The organism is Candidatus Marithrix sp. Canyon 246 (assembly GCF_001723685.1).
GTDB lineage: Bacteria > Pseudomonadota > Gammaproteobacteria > Beggiatoales > Beggiatoaceae > Marithrix.
In genome coordinates this window covers 189,391-213,682 of the sequence record NZ_MCBX01000002.1, presented here as the reverse complement: position 1 = coordinate 213,682, position 24,292 = coordinate 189,391, and the positions used below count along the sequence as shown (strand labels likewise).

Genomic DNA, 24,292 nt, shown 5'->3' with positions numbered 1-24,292 from the left:
CAACATGAATATATTACTAATAGCGATTGGTGGTGCTATAGGTGCCACCTTACGTTTTTTAGTATCCAGTAATATATCTGCACCTTATGGCACCTTAGCCGTAAATGTCTTAGGATCATTTCTAATCGGTTTTTTATATATTCTACTATTAGAACGTCATGTAGAATTACGACCATTTTTAATGATTGGCATGTTAGGAGCATTTACCACCTTTTCTACCTTTTCTTTGGAAACCTTGAATTTATTATTAGCCAAGGAACATACACAAGCGTTTTTAAATATATTTTTAAATGTTGTAGTATGTTTATTTGCAACTTGGTTAGGAATACAAATCGCGAAACAATTAATAAAATATGCTTGATCCACAATTATTACGCAACAATTTAACAGAAGTAGCACAAAAATTAGCGCAACGAGGATTTGTAATAGATCAAACTCGTCTAGCTGAGCTTGAAGAAGATCGTAAACAATGCCAAATTGAAACTGAAAAATTACAAAGTGAACGTAAAAATCATTCTAAAGCAATTGGCAAAGCCAAAGCGGCAGGTAAAGATGTTTCAGAATTATTCAAAAACGTTTCTCAACTAGGAGAACTATTAAAATCTCGTGCAACTGAATTAGAACAAATTCAAAACGAATTAAACACTATACTGATGGGGATACCTAATATTCCTGATGAAACAGTGCCAATTGGAGCTAGTGAAAATGACAATATCGAAATCCGTCGTTGGGGCAATGTAAAGCAATTTGAATTTGCAGTTAAAGATCATGTGGATTTAGGAATATTGGATTTTGAAACAGCGGCTAAAATTACTGGCTCACGTTTTTCAGTATTACGCGGTTCGGTTGCTAGATTACATCGGGCATTAATTCAATTTATGCTAGATTTACACAGCGAACAACATGGCTATGAGGAAGTTAATGTACCTTATATAGTAAATGCAGACAGTTTGAGAGGAACTGGGCAATTACCCAAATTTGCAGAAGATTTATTTAAAATATCAGAAGAAGAAGCTTATTATCTAATTCCGACTGGCGAAGTTCCAGTAACAAATATTGTCCGCAATGAAATATTATCAGCAGACAGTCTGCCAGCCAAATTTGTTGCACATACCCCATGTTTTCGTCGAGAAGCAGGTAGCTATGGCAAAGATACACGTGGCATGATTCGTCAACACCAATTTGAAAAAGTTGAATTAGTCCAAATAGTTAAACCAGAAGAATCTTACCAAGCATTAGAAGAACTAACTGCAAATGCAGAAAAAGTATTACAAGCCTTAGAATTACCTTATCGCGTAGTATCACTATGTACAGGCGACTTAGGATTTTCAGCGGCTAAAACCTATGACTTAGAAGTATGGCTACCGGGGCAACAAAATTATCGTGAAATTTCCTCATGCAGTAACTTTGAAGCCTTTCAAGCACGACGTATGAAAGCTCGTTGGCGCAACCCTGAAGCTAAAAAACCATCACTAGTACACACAGTAAATGGTTCTGGATTAGCTGTAGGGCGTACCTTAGTTGCGATAATGGAAAATTATCAAGATGCAAATGGGCGTATAGCTATACCTACGGTATTACAAAAATATATGAATGGGAGTAAAGAATTATGATATTTGGTAGAGGACAGAAAAAAAAGATCAAAATCGTCGATAAAGGCGTAGAAAAATGGATTTATTCAACCTGTGGTTATTGTTCTACAGGTTGTGCCATTGAAGTTGGCGTGAATGCCGAAGGCAAACCAGTGGCTTCGCGCGGTGTCAGTGGTGCAGATGTGAATCGCGGTAAACTGTGTGTAAAAGGGATTTTTGAACATGAACTATTTGAATCATCAGGGCGCGGAGATAATCCCTTAATCCGCGAACATACTCATGAAGGCTATAGTGAAACTGATTGGGATAGTGCCTTCAAAACTATGGCGGCAGAAATTCTACGCATCCAAAAAACATGGGGACGTGATTCCTTTGCTATTGTCTCAACCGGACAACTGTTGACCGAAGAGTTCTACACTCTCGGAAAACTCACCCGTGGCGTGATTGGCACTAACAATTATGATGGCAATACCACCTTGTGTATGGCTTCAGCAGTATCAGGTTATAAACGCTCCTTTGGTTCCGATGGACCTCCCGGTTGTTATGAAGATTTTGAACACACCGATGCACTGATTGCCTTTGGTTCCAATCTGCCAGAACAACATCCCATTATATATTGGCGCATGAAAGAAGCGCAGGAAAAACGCAAATTCCCCTTGATCGTGGTTGATCCGCGAGTCACAGCTTTAGCACAAAGTGCTGATATGCACTTACCAATAACTCCGGGTACTGATGTGGTGCTGTTGAACGCCATGATGCACGTCATTCTGGATGAAGGTTTGGAAGATCGTGATTACATCCAAGCCAATACCAATGGTTTTGAACAATTGGAAAATGAGGTGCAAAAATACGACCCAGTTACTGCTTCCAAAATTTGTGGTATTGATGAAGATACTATCCGTACCGTAGCACGTTTGTATGCCAAAGCTGGTTCCGCTATGAGCATCTGGACAATGGGCATTAACCAATCCACACATGGTTCTGATGGCGTTGTTGGTATCAATAATCTAAATTTAGTTACTGGCAATATAGGCAAACAAGGCGGCACCAGTTTATCAATTACTGGACAATGCAACGCTATGGGTACGCGCGAATGGTCATCCTGTTCCGGTTTACCCGGCTATCGTTATTTGGAAAACCCAGAAGAACGCGAAGAAATTGCCAATTTTTGGGGCATTGACTCTGAATTTTTCCCCAAACAACGTGGTTTAACCGAAACCGATATTTTTCCTGCAATTGAAACTGGAGAAATCAAAGGTTTATGGCTAGTGGCTACCAATCCAATGACTTCGATGGCTAATACAGCACGGATTCGCAAAACTCTTGCCAAATTAGAATATCTGGTAGTACAGGATTCCTATGCTGATGTAGAAACCACCCAATACGCACATTTATATTTACCAGCAGCCACTTGGGCAGAAAAAGAAGGTGTGTTTACCAACACCGAGCGGCGCGTCAACATAGTGCGTCAAGCCACACAGCCACACGGCAATTCTAAATCAGATTTGTGGATTTTTAACGAATTATCCAAACACTTTCCACAAGCGAAAAAACCAGAGTTTCCTGAAGCACCGGCTGAAGTATTTAATGAAATGGCAGAATTATCAAAAGGCCGTTTAGTTGATATTTCCGGCATGGATCATGACAAAATTGAACAAAATCGTGGTATTCAATGGCCTTATACCGAAGCTCAAGCAGAACGTGGTGAAGCTCCCAAACCCGGCGGCAAACGTTTATACACTGAAGATGGCACCTTCTCTTATGCCGACGGTCGCGCTAAACTGATTCCACTTCCATTTATTGACAATAACGAAGTTCCAGATGATGATTTTCCGTATTGGCTCAATACAGGGCGAGTAGTGGAACATTTTCACACTCGCACCAAAACCGGCAAACTTGGCAACAACAATAAATACAGTCCTATTCCCTATATGGAAATTAACCCAGACGCTGCCCATGAATTAGGTATTCGCCAAGGTGAATACGTGCGTTGTGTTTCGCGGCGTGGTGATGCGGTGGTGATGGCACAATTAACCCAACGTGTACCTCCTAACATGACCTTTATCCCCTTTCATTATCACGATTGCGTCAATCGTTTAACCTTGGGCTTACTTGATCCTCATTCACGGCAACCAGCTTATAAGCAATCAGCCGTTCGGATTGAATTACTCGCTGATCAAAAAGCCGCAGCGAAAATGAGCATGAAACGGAGAGATTTCTAATGTTTCAAGTACGCAGCGACGAACCTAAATATGCCCATTTATGGGACCAAGAAACCAAAGTCGAAAACCGCTACGGCAAAAAAATTGAAACTGCTCCTGAAAACGATGTTTTGCGTGAACAAGATTTCATCATCAACGATGAAATACAGCAACAACAAAACCCAAATCGTTATAAGCAACATGGCTTTTTCCTCAATGCTGACAACTGTATTTTTTGTCATGCCTGTGAAGCAGCCTGTAGCGAGAAAAATGACAATCCAGCCCATATTGCCTTTCGCTCAGTAGGTTTTGTCGAAAGTGGTAGTTATCCAGCCTATGAACGTTTGAATATTTCTATGGCTTGTAACCATTGCACCGATCCAGTGTGTCTAAAAGGTTGCCCGACTCGTGCTTATACCAAATTTGCAGAATACGGTGCGGTTTTACAAGATCCTGATGTTTGTTTTGGTTGTGGTTACTGTACATGGGTTTGTCCTTATAATGCACCCCAATTAGATCCAGTAAAAGGTCAAGTATCCAAATGCAATATGTGCGTAGATCGTTTGGAAGTTGGTTTAAAACCTGCCTGTGTCGCCGCCTGTTTGGGTAATGCCTTAGATTTTGGGGTGATTGAAAACGTGCCAGAAAACCGTAGCCAAGCTGAAGTATCAATTCCCGGTTTTCCATCTCCTGATATTACCCAACCGAACATTCGTTTTCAGCAAACCAAAACCTTGCAACGCGAAGTCACCCGTATCGACGATACACCGATAAAATACATGCGTAATGATGACACAGGGCGTTACGAGTCGGTAGTCGATGACAAACACGGACATCAACGGCAATGGAATCTGGGTAAATTACTCAGTTCACACGAAAACGCTCATGCCTTATTCACTTTAAGTGTACAAGCCTCGATGGGCATGTTTGTATTATTGTTACTTGGTAGCGAGATTCAACAATCAGCAGCTTTTATACCATTATTAGCTATGATGTTAGTGCTGATGAGCTTTGGCTTATTTAAATTACTCATGCACTTAGGCAAACCACACCGTTTTTATCGTGGCTTTAACAATTTACGTTTATCGCCCGTTAGTCGAGAAATTGCCGGAGTATCCTTATTTTTTGCTGGCTTGGCAGGTTATAGTTTTTTCAGTCTATTTAGTTATCCACTAACGATTTTGGCAGCAAATGCCTTTGCGATCATTGGACTGTTAGGATTTGCGGCAGGCTCATTTTATATGTATAAACTGTACCGGATTCCAGCGCGTCCATTTTGGGATCATTGGCAAACCGCTACAGCCTTCTATGCTACCATGCTCAGTTTAGGTAGCCTTATAATAGCTTGGTTTACTGTTGGTTTTATGACAACTCCACCATTAAAAACCTTGTCGCTAATTGCTGCAATAGGTATCGCCATTCAAAGTTTGGGCTTTTATTTTCATGCGCGTTATTTAAAACGCGGTACTGGTGAAGGCGGCGCATCACATTACACTCAAACAACCGTGTTTGGTAACACTTATTATTTACGTAATGCTCTATTTGGCTTGAATCTGATTGCTTTAAGCGTAATTGCTGTTTATGGACTTAATAGCGTGACTATGGGTATTGTTTTGAGTATTTCCTTACTAGTTGCCGCTTATTTAGAACGTATTTTATTCTTCGCTATAGTTATTCCTACCACCATGCCCGGGGCGTTTTTTTGGAAGAACCAAGGTTTTGTCGAACATGCACGTGAAATTGGTTTGGCTGAACGAGAACAAGTCGGTGTAGTTTATGAAGGACATCATAAATTTAATCTCAAGGAATTGCTACAAACCGTGCGTGAAAACAGCATTAAAGACATAATATTACATGTGCGTTGGATTTTTACCGGAAAATAAAATGCCCACATTAAAAAAACAATTAGAAGCTCTACGCAATACTCTAAGCACCAATCTAATTGAACGTGATGTCGCCATCCGACTGGCATTTTTATCAGTTTTGGCTGGCGAACATTTCCTGTTAATTGGACAACCGGGAACTGCCAAAAGCATCTTAGCACGTCGTTTGCACCTTGCTTTTCGCGATGGACAATATTTCGAGCGTTTGCTAACTCGTTTTTCCGTACCTGAAGAGTTATTTGGACCTTTGTCAATCAAAGCTTTAGAAAACGACCGTTATGAACGCATAACCCAAGGTTATTTGCCCACCGCATCCTTAGCCTTTATTGACGAAATATTCAAAGCCAACAGCGCGATTCTAAACGCCTTATTAACAGTGTTGAACGAACGCGAATTTGATAATGGCGATCAGCGTGTCAAGATTCCATTATTAGCCGTGATTGGAGCCAGCAATGAATTACCAGAAGAAGCCGAACTAGCCGCTTTATATGACCGCTTCCTCTGCCGTTACCAAGTCCAAGGTGTATCCGCAGAACGATTTATAGACTTATTACAACTACCAGAAACAGCAATCACACCACCGGATGATGATTTACGGCTTGATCCTGACAACATCATCAGTATTCAGCAACAAGCTGAGAAATTAGCCTTGCCGGATAATGTCTTACAGCTCCTAGAAGCATTGCATGGGTTTTTGCAACAACAAAACATCAGCGTTTCTGATCGACGTTGGCGCAAAGCGGTGAAATTACTCAAAGTATCAGCTTATACCAACGGACAAGATACTGTATCAATTTGGGATTGTTGGTTGTTGCAACATTGCTTATGGGAACAACCTAAACAACGCCAAGCTATTGCCGATTGGTACGTAGCACATGTTGGTATTGGTAGCGGCTTTAATCACCATCGCCTAGAAAAACTAGTCAAAACATGGGAATTAACATTAAAGACCGACACTCATAGTCAAACTCAACAACGCAATGCCAATGACGAACCCTTATACCAAGACGATCAAGGTCAAACTACAAGCTTGAAACAACAAACTATTTTGGGTCAACGTAACGGTGAAGCTTTATATCTAGCACCACCTGATGTTAAAGATGGGCAAGGCTATAGCAAACAAGAATTGCGTCAACAATTTTTTGACGATACCTATGAACAATGTCACATCAATGGACAATGGGTACACCTGAATCAATATGTGCAACAGCAAGCTAACCGTTTAGTGCAAGTGCAGGAACACACACCGCTAATGGCACCAATTTCTCATCCAGAAAGCTTTATCAACAGTCGGGTTCAAGACATTACACTGTTGCATGATGAACTTTTGACTTTATACGCAGCTTTAGAACAACAACATGCAAGCTTAGATCATAATTTGGGTGAACATCTCTGGGTGATGAGCAGTTTCATGGAAAATGCAGCTAACAGTCTAGCAGAATCCATGCAAGCAGCAAAAAGCCTAACAAAACGTTTACATACAGTTTTAGTAAGCTATCAAACGCTAGCATCATAGTATGGAAAAGTGTGACCTAAATTTATTAGCGTTACTTAGTATGATGTGAAATCATATTTGTAGGGTGGGTAGAGCGAAAGCGATACGAAGTCAGCGAAGCTAAACCCACCTGGCGAAAATGGTGAGTTTAGCTTGCTCCGCCCGCTCCGTGACTGCGTATCGCTGATTGTCATATCGCTTTTGTTTTACCCACCCTACATGAAAGTAAATTAATATCAAACTAAGAAAATGGTGGGTTTAGCTTCGCTGACTTCGTATCGCTTTCGCTCTACCCACCCTACATGAAAGTAAATATATGGAATGTAAATTTGCCGTACTAGACGAACTACCAGAAGCTTTATATGTGCCAGTGATTACACATACACATGGCAAATTACTGCCACGTGTTCACGGAATTTTAAAATGGCGGCAAGCCTTATTACAAGGCAACTTGCCAGATGAAAACAAGCTGGAATGGCCAGAGGCAGTGATCAAACGGCAAATTTTATTACGTTTAGAAGCCTTAGATATTGTACAATATTGTAATCAACAACAAACACTGACTGATGAAGTTTTGATAAGCATCTTAGAAGGTATTACTAGTGCTGAAGATTTTAACCAAAAACGCGGCAACCCTGAAGACAGTATTGACAAACTAGCACAGCGGCAAAAGATTCGAGATCGAGATTCCAGTTTTGCCGATGAAGACAGACAGTCAGATCATGTACCCCAAAATGATTCTACAGCTATAGCTGAACACACAGCCGAACATTTGGAAACTGAATGGCAAACATTAACAGAACAATGGGATGAATTAACTGAAACTTTGACCGAATTAGGCGCGTTTCTAGGACGTGGTTGGGATTTAAGCCAAGGTATTTTAGCCTCACAAGGCTGGCGTGACATAGTGCGTTATCGCAAACTGATAAAACAACTTCCCTATTTACAACGCCTTGTGGCGATGCTAGGACGTTTGCGTGAAATCAACAGTAGCGAAAAAATCAGCTCGCCCTTACGTCGCCTGATGCCAGAAGCAAAGGAAACCATAACACCCTATGCAGTCAACGAAATGGGTGGCATTCAGCGTAGCGATGCCATAAGTCGTCTATTACCCAGTGAACTTGCCTTATTAGGACATCCACGTTTAAAAACACTTTGGTATGCCAAACGTGCTGAAAACACCTTGTTGACCTATCAATTACGCGGCTTAGATGTTGAAGTTGAACTACAAGAACAGCCAGAAGAACAAATAGAAGAACAATCAACAGATTTAGGCTATGGACCAATTATTATCTGTTTGGATACCTCAGCATCAATGCACGGTGAAGCTGAATACATAGCCAAAGCTTTAACTTTGGAAGCCTTACGGATTGCCCAAATTGAACAACGAGCCTGCTATGTTTATGCTTTTAGTGGACCAGAACAAATTATCGAACATGAATTAAATTTACAGCGTGGTGGTGTGCTTGCTTTGTTGAGTTTTTTACAGCAAAGCTTTCAAGGCGGTACTGATGTCAGTCAAGCTTTATTACGCGCCTTAGCAAAACAAAGTACAGCACAATGGCAAAATGCGGATATTTTATTGATTAGTGATGGACGTTTTCCATCTCAAACTGATTTGTCGCAACGGATTGCACTAGCAAAACAGCAACAAGGCTTGCGTGTGCATGGAGTATTATTAGGCAATTGGCAAGGAAAAGCTATGATGGATTTATGTGAGCCAGTGCATAGAATAGAACTCAAATGATTGTTTATCATTACAATTGGTTAAAACTTGACAGGTTTAACTATTTTCCAAACCAACCTGTCAAACCCAACAGCAACCACACTAATCAATTGCAAATCTTCCAAACTAGATTGATAATCAAGTAATTGTTGTTCAGCTTCTGCCAATTTTTCTTGTACTAATTCTAAAGTTTCTATTTCTTCTATACTTAATAGTTTTAGTTCATTTCCAGTTAGTTTGACTTCAGATAATTTTAAATATTTGAATTCAAATAGGAAATTTTTTAAGGGAGTTTGACGAAAATCTGGGCGAACAATCATACTTAAATCACTATAGCGTCGTTCTACTGGCATTTCTGAATCCATCATATACCAAACATCATTAAAAAGTACCGTCAAAAAAGCTGTTTTAATAGTCAATTCATTTGCGGTTTTATAGTCACGATTATCAAATACTTTAAAATAACGCTGCGTCATAAAATCGCAGATTGGTTGCAAATCGACTGTTTGATAAAATTCTTCAGCTAATAAACGAACTTCTTCACGTTCAACGTCTTGTGGTAATAGCATTTCAAACAGATGCTCAACATAGAGTTTTCTTACCACCAAATTGGGAATTTTAAAACGCAATTGTCTAAGTTCTGTTTCTCCATCCAAGGTTAAAACGCCCAAATAATAAAGTATAGAGATGATAAACTGATTACTTTGACTGGTTTTTAACATCTGATCAATGCCAAAACGATTGGCTAGCAATGAGAGAATTAAAGGCGGAGTTCCATTTAATGCTTGCCAAAGAATGGCTCTGCCATTTGGCAGACGAGAGAGATAAGTAAGCTTATTTAAATCCATTGATAAATTATCATCCAACATTTGCTGGGGAAATTTGCAATTTTTTTGAAATGAGTCAAAAAAATACAATGCCAAGGTTGGATTATATATATCAGCCTTGCAAGATTCATTAAAACAATAACCATCATAAAAACTTCGTATCAGCGTTAATGCTTCGTTGATTTTGTCATTTTCAAACCCACATTCTTTAACAATTTGTGTTAATACAGCTTTGATTTCATGTTCTTGAAAGCCACATAATTCATTAAATTCTGGTTCAAGGTAAATATTTTTTGCTACATTATAAGCTGTAGTCATATCAGACATCAAAATTGGAGACGCTCCGGTGAGAAAAACTCGTTCTAAACCTAATCCGCCACTGGCAGATTTAACTGTTTTGAAAATAGCTTTAAGTGAACTATCAGCAGATGTAAGTGCTTTATAACGTTCTGGATTTATTTGACCTTTTCCCATCATTACTTCATTGGCAAAATTGTCATACTCGTCAATTAGCAGATAAAGACGATAAGGAGTTTGTAGCACCGCATTTAACATGGAAAGAAAGGAATCAATAGCATCCTCTGGATCAATTTGGATATTTATAGGAAGCAAAGCTTGATACTTGTACGCAAAATTTTTAATACAACGATTGATATAGTGATACAATCGCATTTCTATGTCTTGTGCTTCGCCTTTTGGATTGATATTAGAAAAATCCCATTTCATCACCAAATATTTATTATGCAAAGGAGTAGGATTTTTGCCAATAGCTAAGTTTCCAAATAATTTATCAAATTCATCGGCTTTTGCTACATCGTAGTAATTCTCTAGCATTGATAATAGTAAAGATTTACCAAATCTACGTGGGCGTAGAAATAGTATTTGATCACCTGCATCTTCAATCAGTCTAATGTGGTTGCTACGATCCACATAAAAGTAATTGTTGGTTACAATTCTATGGAAATTACTTATTCCGTAGGGAAATTTTAGCATTATGTTAGTTCTCCATTTTTTATAAATTATAGCATAATGGATGACAATCATACATAATAGTTTTTTAACAGCTAAGTTAGCTTTGCTGAATCTACTGGTAGAAGTAAGCCTTATTATATAATATTAAGTACAGCGAATTACGTGGATAAACTAATAAAGTTTAATTTAAATAATTTGTTTATCCACGTAATTCGTTGTACTTATTTTTGTTAATAAACTTTTTCATACCTACTTAACTTGATAATTAACTAAACTCAACTATTTTCCAAACCAACCTATCAAATCCAACAGCAACCACACTAATCAATTGCAAATCTTCCAAACTAGATTGATAATCAAGTAATTGTTGTTCAGCCTCTGCTAGTTTTTCCTGTACTAAATCTAAAGTTTCTACTTCTTCCATACTTAATAATTTTAGTTCGTTTCCAGTTAGTTTGACTTCAGATAATTTTAAATATTTGAATTCAAATAGGAAATTGTTTAATGGAGTTTGACGAAAATCTGGGCGAACTATCATACTTAAATCACTATAGCGTCGCTCTACTGGCATTTCGGAATCCATCATATACCAGACATCATTAAAAAGTACTGTCAAAAAAGCAGTTTTTATAGTCAATTCATTTGCGGTTTTATAGTCACGATTATCAAATACCTTAAAATAACGCTGTGTCATAAAATCGCAGATTGGTTGCAAATCGACTGTTTGATAAAATTCTTCTGCCAACAAGCGAACTTGTTCGCGTTCAGTGTCTTGTGGTAATAGCATTTCAAAAAGATACTCGACGTAGAGTTTTTTTACTACTAAATTAGGAATTTTAAAACGCAATTTTCTAAGTGCTGTTTCTCCATCCAAAGTTAAAACACCCAAATAATAAAGTATAGAAATTATAAATTGATTACTTTGATTGATTTTTAACATATCATCAATGCCAAACCGATTAGAAACTGAAAACAGAGCTAAAGATGGAGTTCCATTTAAGGCTTGTTTTAATATGGCTTTTCCATTAGGCAAACGAGACAAATATGTGAGTTTTCTTAAATCCATTGCTAAATTTTCATCTAACATTTGACTGGGAAATTTGCAATCTTCTTGCAAATTTTTGAGAAAATACAGTACTAGTGTTGGATTATAAATCAATTCATTGCTCATATCACTAAAAGAATAAGCATTATAAAAAGCTTTCATTACAGATTGTGCTTTTTCCACATATTCTGGTTTCAGTTTACATTCTGCGATGACTTGAGTTAAAACTGCTTTCAGTTCTGCTTCTTTAAAACCGCACAAATCATTAAATTTTTTCTTAAAATAAATATTTTCAGCTACATTATACGCTGTAGTCATATCAGACAACAAAATTGGAGAGGCACCGGTGATAAAAACTCGTTCTAATCCTAATCCACTAGTGGCAGATTTAACTGTTCTAAAAATAGCTTTAAGTGAACCTTCGGCAGATGTCAGAGTTTTATAACGTTCAGGCTTTATTTCACCTTTTCCCATCATTACTTCGTTAGCAAAATTGTCATATTCGTCAATTAACAGGTAGAGACGATAAGGAGTTTGTCTAATAGCAATTAAAGATGATTGAAACGAGGAAAGCGCGTCTTGGGGATTAATTTTAACCTGATATTGCCATAAATGTTGATAACGATCCACAAAAGCTTCAATGGTATTATTGATATGATTGTATATTGAATGTTTAATATCTTCAAGAGTACCTTGGGCATTTATATTAGAAAAATCCCATTTCATTATCAAGTATTTATTATGCAAAGGAGTAGGATTTTTGCCAATCGCTAAGTTACCAAATAATTTATTAAATTCATCGGCTTTTGCTACATCGTAGTAATTCTCTAGCATTGATAATAGTAAAGATTTCCCAAATCGGCGTGGGCGTAAAAACAGTAGCTGATGCCCTGCTGTTTCTATTAGTGGAATATGTGAAGTGCGATCAATATAGAAATAATTCTCAGTTCTTATTAGATTAAAGTCGCTGAAGCCGTAGGGAAATTTTAGCATTATGTTAGTTCTCCGGTTTTTTAGAAATTATAGCATAATGGATGACAATTAGATATTTTTGGAAGGATAGCAGGATCTATTCGTTGTACTAAACACTTAACGCTATTAAGTACAACGAAACTAAGTCAATAGTTCGGATAGTTTTTACAAAGCTTTGCTTTGAACTCCAGAAATGCTGATAATTAATCAACTATTTTCCAAACCAATCTATCAAACCCAACAGCAACCGGGCGAACAATCATACTTAAATCAGTATAGCGTCGCTCTACTGGCATTTCTGCATCCACCATCCAATTGCTGGTGGATTGTGGATGTCGTGTAGTTGTTTTATTAGTTCTATTGATTGACTCATAATTTTATTAAAGGTAACTATAAATAAAAAATTATTTGATAAATTCATAGTAATTTGCAATTATAATGTAGATACTGGAAAACTAGACATTCCAGCAGTTATAGTATTTGAGAAAGGTAAATTAGTTGGCACTTATAGAGTAGAAATTCAACAGCGTCAAGAAAATCCATTTGGTGGAATTGTTTTTAGAGTAGAAGATGCTCAAAAAATTTTATGCGGTGGACGAACAAATTTAGCTGGTTTCGGTTATATTTGTCCTAATGGTCGCAATTGTGGTTTTGATATAGCAATGTGTCAGGCAGTTTCAGCGGCTGTGCTTAATTCACCAAAAGGTAGTATTACTTTTGTTGATGTAGCAACTAGTGACAGGGCAAAAGTATTACAAGAAAAGACTGTTGATATACTTTCACTTAACACTACTTGGACTAGTAGTCGTGAGATAAAATGGGGTAATTTTACTTGGATAATTCCTGTTGTTCCTTTTGGAGATGAACAATGGCTTAATATTGTTAAAATTGTTTTATTTGGGTTGATTAATGCTGAAAAATTAAAAATTACTAAAGCTAATGCCATTCGTGCAGTTGGGAATTATGGTGAAATCTATGAACAGTATTTAGGACCAAATGGAGTAAATATACCCCGTGGACCCAATAAGTTATACAGAAATGGTGGTCAAATGTATGCACCGCCTATACTTAATTCTAAATTTTAGAGAAATACTATGATGATAATATCAGAATTTAAGCAATATCTAATTCTTTTTTGTCTATTTAGCTTCATGATAACTATAGACGCTCAGGCAGCTGAAGCTGTTGAAGGTGAATATATTGTTAAATATAAGGATTGTTATAAGAGCAACCTTGATTCTTCTAGTGATACTGTAGATCTTCCTAGTATGAATGCAAGTCTTTTAAAAATCAATCGTAGAACGAAAGATATTCCATCTTAAATTGCTAACTTGCAACAAGATCCTTGTATTGAATATATTGAACCTAATTATATTTTGAAGCTTGAAAATACTTCAATTACAAGATCAAGTAGAGACTTAAAAAAGCAGCCTAATGATCCTGAATTAGCTAAACTTTGGGGGTTAAAAAAAATTCAGGCAGAGAAAGCTTGGGATATTCATACAGGTAATACTGATGTCATAATTGCAGTAATTGATACTGGTGTAGATTATAACCATCCTGATTTGAAAGATAATATGTGGAAAAATCCGGGTGAAATAGCTGGTAATGGCATTGATGATGATAATAATGGATATATTGATGATATATATGGTTATGATTTTGCCAATAAGACAAGTGAACCTATGGATGACAATAATCATGGAACTCATATTGCAGGCATTATAGCAGCATCTGGAGATAATGAAAAGGGTATTACAGGAGTTAGTTGGTCTGCAAAAATTATGGCACTTAAAGTTACACAACATATCTCCATAAATATTTATGATACGATCTCTGCTATAGAATACGCCAAGCTTATGGGTGCAAAAATCATTAATGCTAGTTGGCATATTGATGCTGATGATCATCCAAAAGCACTTTATGATGCTATTCAAATGGCTAAAGATGCTGGAATTCTATTTGTAACTGCCGCTGGTAATAAGTCAGTAAATATAGATGCAAATAATTCTTTAACGTGTTTACAATGCCCTGCTAGCTATGATTTGGATAATATTATCTCAGTTGCCTCTACAAATGAAAATGATGGGCTTTCTCCTAGATCTAATTTTGGACCTATATCAGTAGATATAGCAGCACCGGGTACAAATATATATAGCACTAAACCTCAAGAAAAATACGTAGAAAACAGTGGTACTTCAATGGCTGCACCTTATGTATCTGGAGTGGCTAGTTTATTATGGTCTCTAAATCCTAATTTTACATATAGGGAAGTTAAAGATATTATTCTTTCCAATGTTGATCCAATAGATGCTTTAAAGGAAAAAACAGTAACAGGTGGCAGATTTAATGCTTATAAGGCACTTAAAAACATAAATTCAACTGTTTCCAAAACAAAAGTACCTGTTGCTATCTGTAAAACTTCAGTCAATAATTTTGATGTTCAATTTGACGCTTCTAACTCTTTTGGTAATATAAAAAGCTATAAGTGGATTCTGGATAGAGATAAAATTACTGAAAGTCATAATATTTTAAATAAATAAATCAATAATTAATGTTACATATAGTGAAAAAGGTGATTTTACTACAACATTGATTATTATTGATGATAAAGGTCTAACTGATGAAACGAAATGTTCTGTTAAAGTTCCTAATAAGATCCCACCTACAACTACTTGTATAACTCTAGTTTCAAATGAAATTCATACCGCATTTGAAAAAAATAAAACCGCTATAAAAACTTCTGCACCATTTACATTGAATTTAGACGGTCCCAAGTATGTTAATGAATGTATTCAAGAATCAAAAACTAATTCATTTGAAATATTTATTAAATATACCTGGTTAATTTGTAAGAAAAATACCAAAGGTAATTGTGATTATTTACCTAATGCAGAACGTAATAAAAAATTTACTAAATAATTAACAATTCCTGGAGCTTATATCGTTGAATTAACAGCAGAAAGTGAAAAAGGTAAAAAAATTCATAAAAAAATTCAAGTAAATATCTTACCAGAATTAGGTCAAAGCTTTGGATTTTATGATGATTTCAGTAAAGTAATTCCCACAACCGCTAGCTTTGCAGGTGGTATTTCTGTTAATGGTCATAATTATCAGACCAATATGAAAAAAAATATATCAGAACTTGCGGATATGACTGGTGAAATTAATGTTGATTTACGGCATGTTGGTATGAAAGCTGATCTTATTTTAGTGGTTATTCTTAATTCAGAAACACCTCAATTTTTTATGTTGGATCATCAGGGAAATTTTCAAAATTGGAATTCTGTGATTCCATCACATCTTGTTTCTTTTGAAACAGATATTCGATTAAAAAATCGTGAACTTGTTCCAATTTACAACCAAAAGACCTTAATATCAGGTAACTTTGATGTATTTTTCGGGTATCGTTTATTTATTGAGGATAAAGTTAAAATATTTGGTGGTGGATCAATTCAAATTATAGTGGAGTGATAAAAATGAAAAAATTATTATTAATATTGTTATTAACAGGCTCATTACAATCCATTGCTGAAACAAGCAATAATACTAGAGCTAGCGGTTGTATTGATGTTATTACTTATGGTCTTAATCCAGAAACTGATGAATGGCGGGTTTTTCCAACACCTTGTGATGTTCCAGAAAGATGGGTAAAGTCATATACTAGACCATCTAGTTGTTTGGATGTAATCGTATATGGTCAAAATCCTAATACTGAAAAATGGGAAAGTTTTGAAACATCTTGTGATGTACCAGCTAAATGGGAAATGAAATCTTGCCCTAATTTTGTTATTTATGGTCAAAATCCTAAAACCAAAAATTGGTATAAATTTTCAACACCTTGTGATGTAGCTAAGGGATGGAATAGTTCCAATGAAGTTCCTGAAACTTTTCAAGAAAAATGTACTGAAAAGGCTACTTATTTTTCAGAACAAGGAGTTCTTTATATACCCTTTTTAGATAATATTTATTATACTCAAATAACCAAATATAAAGACGTTGAATTTAAAAGAATTAAGAATTATAATAACTTATTATTAGAATTAACTAAATTAACTAAGATAGCAGAAGTAGAATAAGATAGTAAATAAGACATAAAGATCTGTCAGGTTGACTCCAATTTGCTCCATTACAGCATATTATCTGACAGGTATTAATTTTTTCTAAAATGAGAATCAAGCAAATGAAAAGTTTACATACTCAATTTATATCCATAATAAGTTTATTATTAATCCCTTTGTTACAAGCAACTGCTTCTCAATATTTATATGTTCCTATTGATAATAACCTAATTTCAATTAGGGATGCAAATACTGGTCAAGAAATAAAAAAAATCCCAATGGATATAACACATCCTCCAATAGATAGTGAACCAATACAACCATCTATAGATGGAGATGATAATAAAGTTATTGGTTATACAACCAATATAGAATATAAATCTAAAATAAAAGTGTTTTCATATAAAGATAAAACTATTATTAGTTCATCTAATAATAAACACATAAATGCGATTATTCTAAATCCTCTTTATTCTAATCTTGATTCACACCATTCTATTCAAGGCATTTTTCTTATAAAAATTCGTTCACTTGGTAGTGGTTTTGGCACAATTATTACACCTTCAACAATATTTTTAAATAGTAAAGACTGTTTCAATAACAATTGTCAAGATAAGGTGAATTATCGTAGCAGAAATATTGTAGATTCTATGAAGCTATCTGCTACAGCTGATGAAAATTCCAGTATTAAGGATTTTAAATGTAATTATCAAAAAGTAGAAAATGAAGATTACGAGCATGTATTGGATTGTATCGTTGAATTTAATTTAATTAACACTTGTAAAAGTAATCATGATTACGATAAATTAGATGCTAAAATTATTAGCTATGAAGCTGATATAATTGATACAACAGCAATATTTAGTGGCGGTACCTATGTAGATGAAGATGATTATAATTCTGAAAAGGATGCTGTATATGAAGCTGATAGTGTAGTAAATGTCTGTGGAATTATGAGAATTGTTACTGAACATCGCGGGCAAAATGCAGATATACTAGCAGTTGCTATGAAATCAAATATTTTTTATATGTTGGAAGAAGCTAATAGTGATGATTTTCAGAAAATTTGGGATGGTAATTTAGCTAATGTATAATGTATTTAAAGCAAAAACTTACATCCATAAAATCAAATAAAAATATCCCAACATTTGTATTTTTAGATATTGATGATAATACTCATCATGCTTGGGGTGAACCATTATTTACACCACGAAATCGTTTAAAAAATCTTATTGATGCTGCGGTTAAGGCTAAAGCGCGTTTAATATTAGTTGATGTTGATGTTAGTCAAGCAACACCTGTTGAGAAATCGCAATTACATCCTGATGATCAAGAATTGAAAAGCTATTTATCTGAATATGTAACTAAATGTAAAACATCTAAGTTAGATTGTCCAACTATTGTTTTTGTTCGTAATTTTAGTGCTAAACCTAGTGCGATTCCAGTTATACGAACTGGTTTTTTAGAAGAAATAATTAACAAAAAATCAGCACCTTATTTACAATGGGCATCCTCACATTTTTATCAGTCTGAAGATCAAATAATTAGACGTTGGAGTTTATGGGAAGCAGCTTGTAACAATGTTCAACAACCAGTAGTTATTCCTGCAATTGAATTATACCGATATACGCGGTGTTCATCAACGAATTATGTATAGTATGCCTTGGCTAGTTGAAGATGAAGCACCTAGTTTACCGTATATTGTGTATGATGAGAAGGATAAACCAATTGTAACAATTTTTTCAGCGCAAGCTTATGCAGAATCAAAGCCTCAAGCTAGTTTAGAACCGCTAACAGATAATATCGTAATTATAGGTGGTAGTTATCGTGATGGAAATGATATTCATTTAACGCCTTTAAATAAAATGCCCGGTTCTCTAATAATAATTAATGCAATTCATACTTTATTAGAATATAATTCTATTCAATCTTTATCTATTGTCTATCAGTTAATTTTCATTATTCTATGTATCTTTATAATAACTTATAGTAGAGTCAAGTTAAATTATATTTGGAATCTTGTAATTGTTAGTATAATTATTATGGTGGTAATACCATTAAGTATTATATTGTTTAGTCATGGTATTTGGTTAAATTTAGCACTACCTTTAGTAGCAGTGCAATTAAACGAGATGCTAAGTGAAAATATTAAAATTAATTAGGATATTAAAAATGCAAAACTTAAATACTAAAGTGTCGTATTCGTTATTGTTTATAATCTTATTTTTTTATATAAGCCCAGCATCAGCGGCAAAAATCATGGGTTATATTGGTTCATATAAAGGTTTGGCTAGTGATTTTAAATTGATTCGTGATGGAAAACGAGAACCTGTAAAACACAATAAGCCGCTATATGTGGGTGATAAAATCCGTGTTATTCGCAAAAATAGTTCTATCAAGTTAAAAGTATCCAATAAAAATATAAATCTTTATCGTAATAGTCTAACTTATCAAGTAAAGGATACTTCTGATCGTGCAACTATTATTAAAAATATGGTATCTGTATTTTCAGATTGGTGGGGAAGTTTGTGGGAAGCTTCTGATGAAGAGAAAAGAATAGCTGCTACTAGAGGAAATTACCCTCCAACTATACCCTTACTAAAGACAAATCAAACTAAACTCAAAGCAGGTAAAAATAGGGTATATTTAGCTTGGCGAGGCGGAAAAGCACCTTATACAGTTACTATACAAAGAAAAAATATAGAAACTCAAAAAAATTGGATGGATATTCAAAAATTGAGTTTTAAAACAGCTAAAGATAGGGCAAGTTTTAGTAAGCAACAACTTCAGTTAGAAATTGGAGGTATTTATTGGATGATTATCGAAGATAAAAACGGTGAGAAAGCATCAAAGGAATTTACTGTAATTGATAATTTACCCGCTTTTAAGTTAAATTATCAAGAGAAACATCAAATTAAAACTAGCAAAAATCAGCTATTTGCTTGTGCTGCAATGTTTAGACGTAAACAAAACCAACATAGCCAATGGAATTTTGAAATTTCTCAGATAATCGCAGGTGGTGGAGATAAAGAAATATTATCAACTTGTGGAATCAATTAATAATTGATGTCAAGATGGGGCAACCACAAAGGATTGCCCCTACGTAACATTATTTCCAATTTCCTATTAATATAAATGGTGCCCAATAATAAGGGTGTTTATATTTTTTCTTTTAATTGTCTATAAAATTCAACGATTACGCTTTGTGTTGATTGATCATTTACTTTCCATAATGTTGCTAACACACTAGGAACACCTGTCTTTATCGCAATACCTGCTAATCCTAGCGCGGCGCGATCATTTCCTACAGCGGTTTCACATGCACTTAAAGTGAGCAATTCTATTTGTTTATTTATATTCATCAAGTCTTCCAAATCATCCATTGTGATTTTACCATCATATGTACGTAAGAAGGTTTGACTGAGATCATGTTTAAATTGCCCATGAGTTGCAAAGTGCAGAATAGAATAAGGTAAAGAATTAAGCATTTTTTTTACTTTTTTCAATCTAAAATCTTCATTTAGAATTATATCTGTCTGAGCTTTTAATATTTTGGCTATGTTCTTTAATTCTCTAGGTACATATTCCAGTGGTTCAGCACCATCTATAAACTTCTTTGAACCACTTAATAATGCTTGCACATCATTAAGTTCTATAGCTTTAGTTGGAATAGTTAATTTTATTCCCGGAGAAATAACAAGCGCATATTTTTCAATTAAAAACTTATCGTTTTCATCTTGTAAAGCAGCAAAAGGGATGTTACGAAACACGCTATTAGCTACAATTATGAGTGTGTCTATTTGTTTATTTAAACTAATTGGTTTAATAAGTGATTTATAAAGAATTTGCGCATCTGTTTTTGTTAATTTTTCACGAAATTGATTAATTAATGCTTTTAAATTTTGTTTTTTAGAAACAGTTTGCTGTTGTATATTACCGCGATTAATAATTAATAATTCAATACGATCATCAAATAATAAGGGATAAAAAACAGCTACATTTTTTGGTAATTTATATAAATCTTCAATTGTGTCTTGTAATTTTTCGGTAATACAATTGTTTTGAAAGTAATTGCGTATTTCTGCTTTTTTGAATAATTCAATAGTTTCTATTGCCTGTTTTAATTGTTTTTGTTGAAGTAACAAATCTGCCCAATTAAAATAAAATTTTTCAATATCATTACGGAATTTTTGTGAAACACTAGTATATTTTTCACGAACTAATTCTAAATGAAATAATAAATCTGGATATCCCCTTTGAACATGAAATATAGCTTGTCTAGTTAATTGAATAGCTTCTTCATAACGTTTAGCTTTTGCATAAAGTTGTGCTAGGTAAAATTTTGAATAAGCAATCGCGTTATAATTGTGATTTATTTTAGCAACAGTGATAGCGTTTTTTAAAGTATCATGGATATATTGTTGTTGTTCAGTTTCTAATGGTTTGTTTAACATGATTTTAGCTATACTAATAAAAGCAAAACTTTTATCATGTGAATCAGGTAATTTCTTAATATAATTAAAAATTGCTTTGTATGTTACTTCGTTTTGAAACCATTGATCAAATAAATTAAATTGTGCTGCGGCATTAAGAAAATTAATAAATATTTTTGCGCTTAATAATTTATCTAGTGATTTGTGAGTTAATTTATTATTACTTGGACAAAATATTGATAATGCTTTTGAATTACTATCAGCTAATTTAGCACTTTCACAATATTTTTTTCCTGCATTTTGAAAGTTCTTAATTTTGTCGTTTTGAGAAATATATGGATTTAAAATATTAGGTAATAATAATATATTACCTTGTCTATTCAAAATATTAGCACACAATAATGGATGTTGAGGATTATTCCCACACTTAGCTAATTTATAAGATTCATCAAGATAATTTTCGGCTTTTTTAATTAATTTTTCCTTTTTAATCTTGCAATTCATATTTGATTCTTTTAAATTGCGCATTGCTAGATAAACATCACTTAATTGCATAAGCACATTAGCATGACTTATATTGTCATAATTAATTTTCTTAGCTGATTCTAATACTTGTAAAGCATCCTTTAAACGCCCCAAGGCATGATATGCCATTGCTAAACGTAGTGATATATCTATGTAGTTTTTTGGATTGTTTTTAGCTGATATATTAGATAGTCTCTGTGCCCCAGTGTTGCACTGCATATTCAAAATGCCCTTGTTTGAAATGGTTTAATCCGGGATCATAGTTATATTCAGCGGCTGATGTATAGTTATAAGTAAAAACTAATATTATTAATAATAAATATTTTTTCATTTTAAAATTGGTTCTGAATTATGATAGTATTTTTTTTCCAATCTTGATTTTTCCATAAGATGTATATAGCTTTTCAGAAAAAGAAAAACTGTCAGACCTGTCAGGTTTTTAAAACCTGACAGGTCTTTAGGCTAAAATCTTTATCTGAAAAACTATAGTTATTATATCTTAGTATGGTGAGAAAATAATTACATAGTTTTCAAGGTTTTTAGTAAATCCTAATGGATTATTATTTGGTAAAAATACTAGTTTAAATATCAATGTTTTATCTAAAAATTGTAGCCATGTGTTGCTATTTAGCTTGGCTACTTGATGCTGTGGAAATTTTGCTAATGTTACGTGCCTTAATAAGATTGTTGTAGTGGTTTTATTAATTATATTGATGTATTCATCAATATTTATATTCCAAACTCAACTTTAAAGTTTGTTGCTTTCACAGTAGGTATCACTTTACCATTTTCTTTGTTTAAGGTAACTATGCCATAATTTTCGAGTGTTTTTAATGTTCTTGATAAATTTGACTTTTTCCTATCACTTATTTTTTCTAGCTCAGTAAGTGATTTTGGTTTACATTCAATAATAATCTTTAATAGTGCCTGATTTTCATTACTAAGAACCTGAGCAAGTGATTTTATGGATTCAAACCAGATTTTTGGTTCATTTTTTTTAGGTTTATACATACCTTTTGCAATAGCGATGGTTCTTTTTTTGTAGTCTTCACGTGACATGATACCTACATTCATTATTTTCATTTTATTTACCTATGATTTTCAAGAAGTATTCGTTCTACATCTGTCCAAAAATCCTCTAACAATTGAGCAGCATTTTCAAATTCATAAGGCTCAACAATTTTTCTTTCATGCCGATGATCCCAAACTCTCCTTTTAGCACCATACTTTTTCTTTTTTGGTTTTATACCATGAGCATTGTCATAGCCCAATATTCTTATGTTACTTGGGTTATGTAAGGTTAGAGAATATTTTATTCCATGTGGAATATGTTCATTGATAGCAACTATTTTTGCTTCAATTTTTGTCCAATAACCATTTTCCATCGGAAATATTTCATTATTGAGCTGTAGTAGGACACCTAAGCCAAAATAATCTTTATTACTTGCTGACAAATTCTTACCTATAGAGTTATGATTAGATCATAACTCTATTTTAGCATAGTGAGGGCTTAAATTTTTTTAAAGTTGCTCGCATAATTTTATGGGCGATAAAAAATAACTATAAATAAAAATGTTATTTGATATTATAACAGTTTATGCTAATGATCCCAATTATAATACAGATACTGGAATTTTAGATATTCCAGCAGTTAAAATATTTTCTGAAGGTAAATTAGTTCTTAAAATAACAATAGAAGGTTAAAATTATGAAGGTTATTCCATTAAAATATGGAACAATGTTTAAACAAGCCTTCAGTCAACCTGATGTTTTCTGTCAGTTTGTTGAAGATATTTTAGACATAAAGTTCAATGCTACTCAAATTCATACTGAATATGAATATCCTAAACCTATTGGTTTTGTACGTAGTAAATATGATTTATTTGCTGAGGATGTTGAACAACGTATTATTGTAGAAATTCAGCATGTCAAACAAGACGATTTTTTTGATCGTTTTTTGTATTACCATTTGATTAGTATGGTGGAACAAGTTGGTGGTTGTGAAGCATACGGTTTTGATCGTACAGTATATACGATTGTGGTTCTTACCAGCACACCTCGCGATGGCAGTATCAATTTTAGTTGCGCGATTAGTGACATGAATCCAGTAGATGAATATGGCAAAACTATTGAAGTATTTCCACATCGTTTAGTTTTTCTTTGCCCACGACAAGTGAATAAGAAAACACCAGAGAAAATACGTAAATGGTTAGAATTTATTGAAGATTCATTAGATGGAAAAATGGATAAAAAAACTTATCCAAACAAATTATGGCAAAAAATTATGGATGCCATTGCCAAACAAGACATAGATCCAGAATTATTATCAGAAATCAAAGATGAAGCCGCTTGGGAAAAAGCGAAAAAACGTTTTGTTACTGAAGGAAGGCGTGAAGGAAGGCGTGAAGGAATAATTGATTTTATACAACTTAAATTTAAATCAAATCTTCCAGAAAAATATCAGAAAAAATTAGAAGCAATGACTTTGGAACAATTAGAAATTGTATCAGAAAAAATCATAACCAGCGATACATTAGAGGATGTTTTTTCCATAAGGTAG

25 protein-coding genes are annotated in these 24,292 nt (G+C 34.2%); 18 read left to right on the top strand and 7 right to left on the bottom strand.

Annotated features, from left to right (window positions below):
* Nucleotides 1–4: 4 nt before the first annotated feature.
* The 6 genes from crcB to BHU68_RS02285 all read left to right on the top strand — a co-directional run bounded on the left by crcB (nucleotide 5) and on the right by BHU68_RS02285 (nucleotide 8,918).
* Nucleotides 5–361: a fluoride efflux transporter CrcB gene (crcB, locus tag BHU68_RS02310; protein ID WP_069469831.1), complete on the top strand. Its 357-nt coding sequence runs from the start codon at nucleotides 5–7 to the stop codon at nucleotides 359–361.
* Nucleotides 354–1,613: a serine--tRNA ligase gene (gene serS, locus BHU68_RS02305; RefSeq protein ID WP_069469830.1), complete on the top strand. Its 1,260-nt coding sequence runs from the start codon at nucleotides 354–356 to the stop codon at nucleotides 1,611–1,613. Before crcB ends, serS begins: the two co-directional genes overlap by 8 nt.
* Entirely contained in the window at nucleotides 1,610–3,814 is a 2,205-nt protein-coding gene (locus BHU68_RS02300; protein ID WP_069469829.1) for a molybdopterin oxidoreductase family protein, read from the top strand. The genes serS and BHU68_RS02300 overlap by 4 nt, the downstream gene beginning before the upstream one ends.
* Nucleotides 3,814–5,676, top strand: a complete 1,863-nt coding sequence (locus BHU68_RS02295; protein ID WP_069469828.1) for a DmsC/YnfH family molybdoenzyme membrane anchor subunit — start codon at nucleotides 3,814–3,816, stop codon at nucleotides 5,674–5,676. Before BHU68_RS02300 ends, BHU68_RS02295 begins: the two co-directional genes overlap by 1 nt.
* 1 nt (nucleotide 5,677) lies before the next feature.
* Nucleotides 5,678–7,192 carry an AAA family ATPase gene (locus BHU68_RS02290; protein WP_069469827.1) on the top strand — a complete coding sequence of 505 codons (1,515 nt, stop codon included), beginning with the start codon at nucleotides 5,678–5,680 and terminating at the stop codon, nucleotides 7,190–7,192.
* A gap of 295 nt (nucleotides 7,193–7,487) precedes the next feature.
* Nucleotides 7,488–8,918 carry a VWA domain-containing protein gene (locus BHU68_RS02285; protein ID WP_069469826.1) on the top strand — a complete coding sequence of 477 codons (1,431 nt, stop codon included), beginning with the start codon at nucleotides 7,488–7,490 and terminating at the stop codon, nucleotides 8,916–8,918.
* Between the two features lie 20 nt (nucleotides 8,919–8,938).
* Here BHU68_RS02285 and BHU68_RS02280 read toward each other — a convergent pair whose 3' ends face one another.
* Together BHU68_RS02280 and BHU68_RS02275 are read right to left on the bottom strand one after the other, a co-directional pair.
* The gene (locus BHU68_RS02280; RefSeq protein ID WP_069469825.1) at nucleotides 8,939–10,717 is read right to left on the bottom strand and encodes an AAA family ATPase; all 1,779 of its coding nucleotides are present in this window, start codon (nucleotides 10,715–10,717) and stop codon (nucleotides 8,939–8,941) included.
* Nucleotides 10,718–10,961: 244 nt separating this feature from the next.
* A complete protein-coding gene (locus BHU68_RS02275) occupies nucleotides 10,962–12,734 on the bottom strand; it encodes an AAA family ATPase (RefSeq protein ID WP_069469824.1) in 1,773 nt (590 codons plus the stop codon).
* 641 nt (nucleotides 12,735–13,375) lie between these two features.
* Between BHU68_RS02275 and BHU68_RS02270 the strand changes: the two genes are divergently transcribed.
* The 10 genes from BHU68_RS02270 to BHU68_RS02225 all read left to right on the top strand — a co-directional run bounded on the left by BHU68_RS02270 (nucleotide 13,376) and on the right by BHU68_RS02225 (nucleotide 19,834).
* Nucleotides 13,376–13,798 (top strand): hypothetical protein, encoded by a 423-nt coding sequence (locus tag BHU68_RS02270; RefSeq protein WP_069469823.1) that lies wholly within the window; start codon nucleotides 13,376–13,378, stop codon nucleotides 13,796–13,798.
* A 9-nt stretch (nucleotides 13,799–13,807) separates the two neighbouring features.
* Nucleotides 13,808–14,035: a hypothetical protein gene (locus tag BHU68_RS02265; RefSeq protein WP_069469822.1), complete on the top strand. Its 228-nt coding sequence runs from the start codon at nucleotides 13,808–13,810 to the stop codon at nucleotides 14,033–14,035.
* A gap of 9 nt (nucleotides 14,036–14,044) precedes the next feature.
* Nucleotides 14,045–15,256: a S8 family peptidase gene (locus BHU68_RS02260; RefSeq protein ID WP_069469821.1), complete on the top strand. Its 1,212-nt coding sequence runs from the start codon at nucleotides 14,045–14,047 to the stop codon at nucleotides 15,254–15,256.
* Between the two features lie 49 nt (nucleotides 15,257–15,305).
* Entirely contained in the window at nucleotides 15,306–15,635 is a 330-nt protein-coding gene (locus BHU68_RS02255) for a hypothetical protein (RefSeq protein WP_069469820.1), read from the top strand.
* A 201-nt stretch (nucleotides 15,636–15,836) separates the two neighbouring features.
* Nucleotides 15,837–16,187 carry a hypothetical protein gene (locus tag BHU68_RS02250; RefSeq protein ID WP_069469819.1) on the top strand — a complete coding sequence of 117 codons (351 nt, stop codon included), beginning with the start codon at nucleotides 15,837–15,839 and terminating at the stop codon, nucleotides 16,185–16,187.
* Nucleotides 16,188–16,192: 5 nt separating this feature from the next.
* Nucleotides 16,193–16,792, top strand: a complete 600-nt coding sequence (locus BHU68_RS02245) for a hypothetical protein (RefSeq protein ID WP_069469818.1) — start codon at nucleotides 16,193–16,195, stop codon at nucleotides 16,790–16,792.
* A gap of 104 nt (nucleotides 16,793–16,896) precedes the next feature.
* Nucleotides 16,897–17,868 (top strand): hypothetical protein, encoded by a 972-nt coding sequence (locus BHU68_RS02240; protein WP_069469817.1) that lies wholly within the window; start codon nucleotides 16,897–16,899, stop codon nucleotides 17,866–17,868.
* On the top strand, nucleotides 17,868–18,431 hold the full coding sequence (locus BHU68_RS02235; RefSeq protein WP_069469816.1) for a CHASE2 domain-containing protein: 564 nt from the start codon (nucleotides 17,868–17,870) through the stop codon (nucleotides 18,429–18,431). The genes BHU68_RS02240 and BHU68_RS02235 overlap by 1 nt, the downstream gene beginning before the upstream one ends.
* Nucleotides 18,424–18,936: a CHASE2 domain-containing protein gene (locus BHU68_RS02230; RefSeq protein WP_069469815.1), complete on the top strand. Its 513-nt coding sequence runs from the start codon at nucleotides 18,424–18,426 to the stop codon at nucleotides 18,934–18,936. Before BHU68_RS02235 ends, BHU68_RS02230 begins: the two co-directional genes overlap by 8 nt.
* Nucleotides 18,937–18,946: 10 nt before the next feature.
* Nucleotides 18,947–19,834: a hypothetical protein gene (locus BHU68_RS02225; RefSeq protein ID WP_141698906.1), complete on the top strand. Its 888-nt coding sequence runs from the start codon at nucleotides 18,947–18,949 to the stop codon at nucleotides 19,832–19,834.
* A gap of 98 nt (nucleotides 19,835–19,932) precedes the next feature.
* Here BHU68_RS02225 and BHU68_RS02220 read toward each other — a convergent pair whose 3' ends face one another.
* From BHU68_RS02220 to BHU68_RS02210, 5 genes are all read right to left on the bottom strand, one after another.
* A complete protein-coding gene (locus tag BHU68_RS02220) occupies nucleotides 19,933–21,951 on the bottom strand; it encodes a CHAT domain-containing protein (protein WP_069469813.1) in 2,019 nt (672 codons plus the stop codon).
* Nucleotides 21,917–22,063, bottom strand: coding sequence for a hypothetical protein (locus BHU68_RS17055; protein ID WP_171899591.1), 147 nt, complete (start codon nucleotides 22,061–22,063; stop codon nucleotides 21,917–21,919). The genes BHU68_RS02220 and BHU68_RS17055 overlap by 35 nt, the downstream gene beginning before the upstream one ends.
* 168 nt (nucleotides 22,064–22,231) lie before the next feature.
* Nucleotides 22,232–22,417 carry a DUF4381 family protein gene (locus BHU68_RS18200; protein ID WP_445082163.1) on the bottom strand — a complete coding sequence of 62 codons (186 nt, stop codon included), beginning with the start codon at nucleotides 22,415–22,417 and terminating at the stop codon, nucleotides 22,232–22,234.
* Between the two features lie 44 nt (nucleotides 22,418–22,461).
* The gene (locus BHU68_RS02215) at nucleotides 22,462–22,815 is read right to left on the bottom strand and encodes an HVO_A0114 family putative DNA-binding protein (RefSeq protein WP_069469812.1); all 354 of its coding nucleotides are present in this window, start codon (nucleotides 22,813–22,815) and stop codon (nucleotides 22,462–22,464) included.
* Between the two features lie 5 nt (nucleotides 22,816–22,820).
* Nucleotides 22,821–23,186 (bottom strand): toxin-antitoxin system TumE family protein, encoded by a 366-nt coding sequence (locus BHU68_RS02210; protein WP_216092854.1) that lies wholly within the window; start codon nucleotides 23,184–23,186, stop codon nucleotides 22,821–22,823.
* Between the two features lie 118 nt (nucleotides 23,187–23,304).
* Here BHU68_RS02210 and BHU68_RS17980 point away from each other — a divergent pair, with 118 nt between their 5' ends.
* Both BHU68_RS17980 and BHU68_RS02205 read left to right on the top strand, forming a co-directional pair.
* Complete coding sequence (locus BHU68_RS17980) at nucleotides 23,305–23,436, top strand: hypothetical protein (RefSeq protein WP_256359165.1); 132 nt, start codon at nucleotides 23,305–23,307, stop codon at nucleotides 23,434–23,436.
* A gap of 4 nt (nucleotides 23,437–23,440) precedes the next feature.
* Nucleotides 23,441–24,292, top strand: coding sequence for a PD-(D/E)XK nuclease family transposase (locus BHU68_RS02205; RefSeq protein WP_069469811.1), 852 nt, complete (start codon nucleotides 23,441–23,443; stop codon nucleotides 24,290–24,292).

What these genes read in the sequence shown, in the direction of transcription:
- BHU68_RS17055 (WP_171899591.1), bottom strand. Translation starts at nt 22,063, where the DNA reads ATGAAAAAATATTTATTATTAATAATATTAGTTTTTACTTATAACTAT.
- BHU68_RS02290 (WP_069469827.1), top strand. Translation starts at nt 5,678, where the DNA reads ATGCCCACATTAAAAAAACAATTAGAAGCTCTACGCAATACTCTAAGC.
- BHU68_RS02250 (WP_069469819.1), top strand. Translation starts at nt 15,837, where the DNA reads ATGAAAAAAAATATATCAGAACTTGCGGATATGACTGGTGAAATTAAT.
- BHU68_RS17980 (WP_256359165.1), top strand. Translation starts at nt 23,305, where the DNA reads ATGTTATTTGATATTATAACAGTTTATGCTAATGATCCCAATTATAAT.
- serS (WP_069469830.1), top strand. Translation starts at nt 354, where the DNA reads ATGCTTGATCCACAATTATTACGCAACAATTTAACAGAAGTAGCACAA.
- BHU68_RS02205 (WP_069469811.1), top strand. Translation starts at nt 23,441, where the DNA reads ATGAAGGTTATTCCATTAAAATATGGAACAATGTTTAAACAAGCCTTC.
- crcB (WP_069469831.1), top strand. Translation starts at nt 5, where the DNA reads ATGAATATATTACTAATAGCGATTGGTGGTGCTATAGGTGCCACCTTA.
- BHU68_RS02270 (WP_069469823.1), top strand. Translation starts at nt 13,376, where the DNA reads ATGTGTCAGGCAGTTTCAGCGGCTGTGCTTAATTCACCAAAAGGTAGT.
- BHU68_RS02275 (WP_069469824.1), bottom strand. Translation starts at nt 12,734, where the DNA reads ATGCTAAAATTTCCCTACGGCTTCAGCGACTTTAATCTAATAAGAACT.
- BHU68_RS02235 (WP_069469816.1), top strand. Translation starts at nt 17,868, where the DNA reads ATGTATTTAAAGCAAAAACTTACATCCATAAAATCAAATAAAAATATC.
- BHU68_RS02285 (WP_069469826.1), top strand. Translation starts at nt 7,488, where the DNA reads ATGGAATGTAAATTTGCCGTACTAGACGAACTACCAGAAGCTTTATAT.
- BHU68_RS02300 (WP_069469829.1), top strand. Translation starts at nt 1,610, where the DNA reads ATGATATTTGGTAGAGGACAGAAAAAAAAGATCAAAATCGTCGATAAA.
- BHU68_RS02245 (WP_069469818.1), top strand. Translation starts at nt 16,193, where the DNA reads ATGAAAAAATTATTATTAATATTGTTATTAACAGGCTCATTACAATCC.
- BHU68_RS02280 (WP_069469825.1), bottom strand. Translation starts at nt 10,717, where the DNA reads ATGCTAAAATTTCCCTACGGAATAAGTAATTTCCATAGAATTGTAACC.
- BHU68_RS02230 (WP_069469815.1), top strand. Translation starts at nt 18,424, where the DNA reads ATGTATAGTATGCCTTGGCTAGTTGAAGATGAAGCACCTAGTTTACCG.
- BHU68_RS02225 (WP_141698906.1), top strand. Translation starts at nt 18,947, where the DNA reads ATGCAAAACTTAAATACTAAAGTGTCGTATTCGTTATTGTTTATAATC.
- BHU68_RS02295 (WP_069469828.1), top strand. Translation starts at nt 3,814, where the DNA reads ATGTTTCAAGTACGCAGCGACGAACCTAAATATGCCCATTTATGGGAC.
- BHU68_RS02215 (WP_069469812.1), bottom strand. Translation starts at nt 22,815, where the DNA reads ATGAAAATAATGAATGTAGGTATCATGTCACGTGAAGACTACAAAAAA.
- BHU68_RS02240 (WP_069469817.1), top strand. Translation starts at nt 16,897, where the DNA reads ATGAAAAGTTTACATACTCAATTTATATCCATAATAAGTTTATTATTA.
- BHU68_RS02220 (WP_069469813.1), bottom strand. Translation starts at nt 21,951, where the DNA reads ATGCAGTGCAACACTGGGGCACAGAGACTATCTAATATATCAGCTAAA.
- BHU68_RS02265 (WP_069469822.1), top strand. Translation starts at nt 13,808, where the DNA reads ATGATGATAATATCAGAATTTAAGCAATATCTAATTCTTTTTTGTCTA.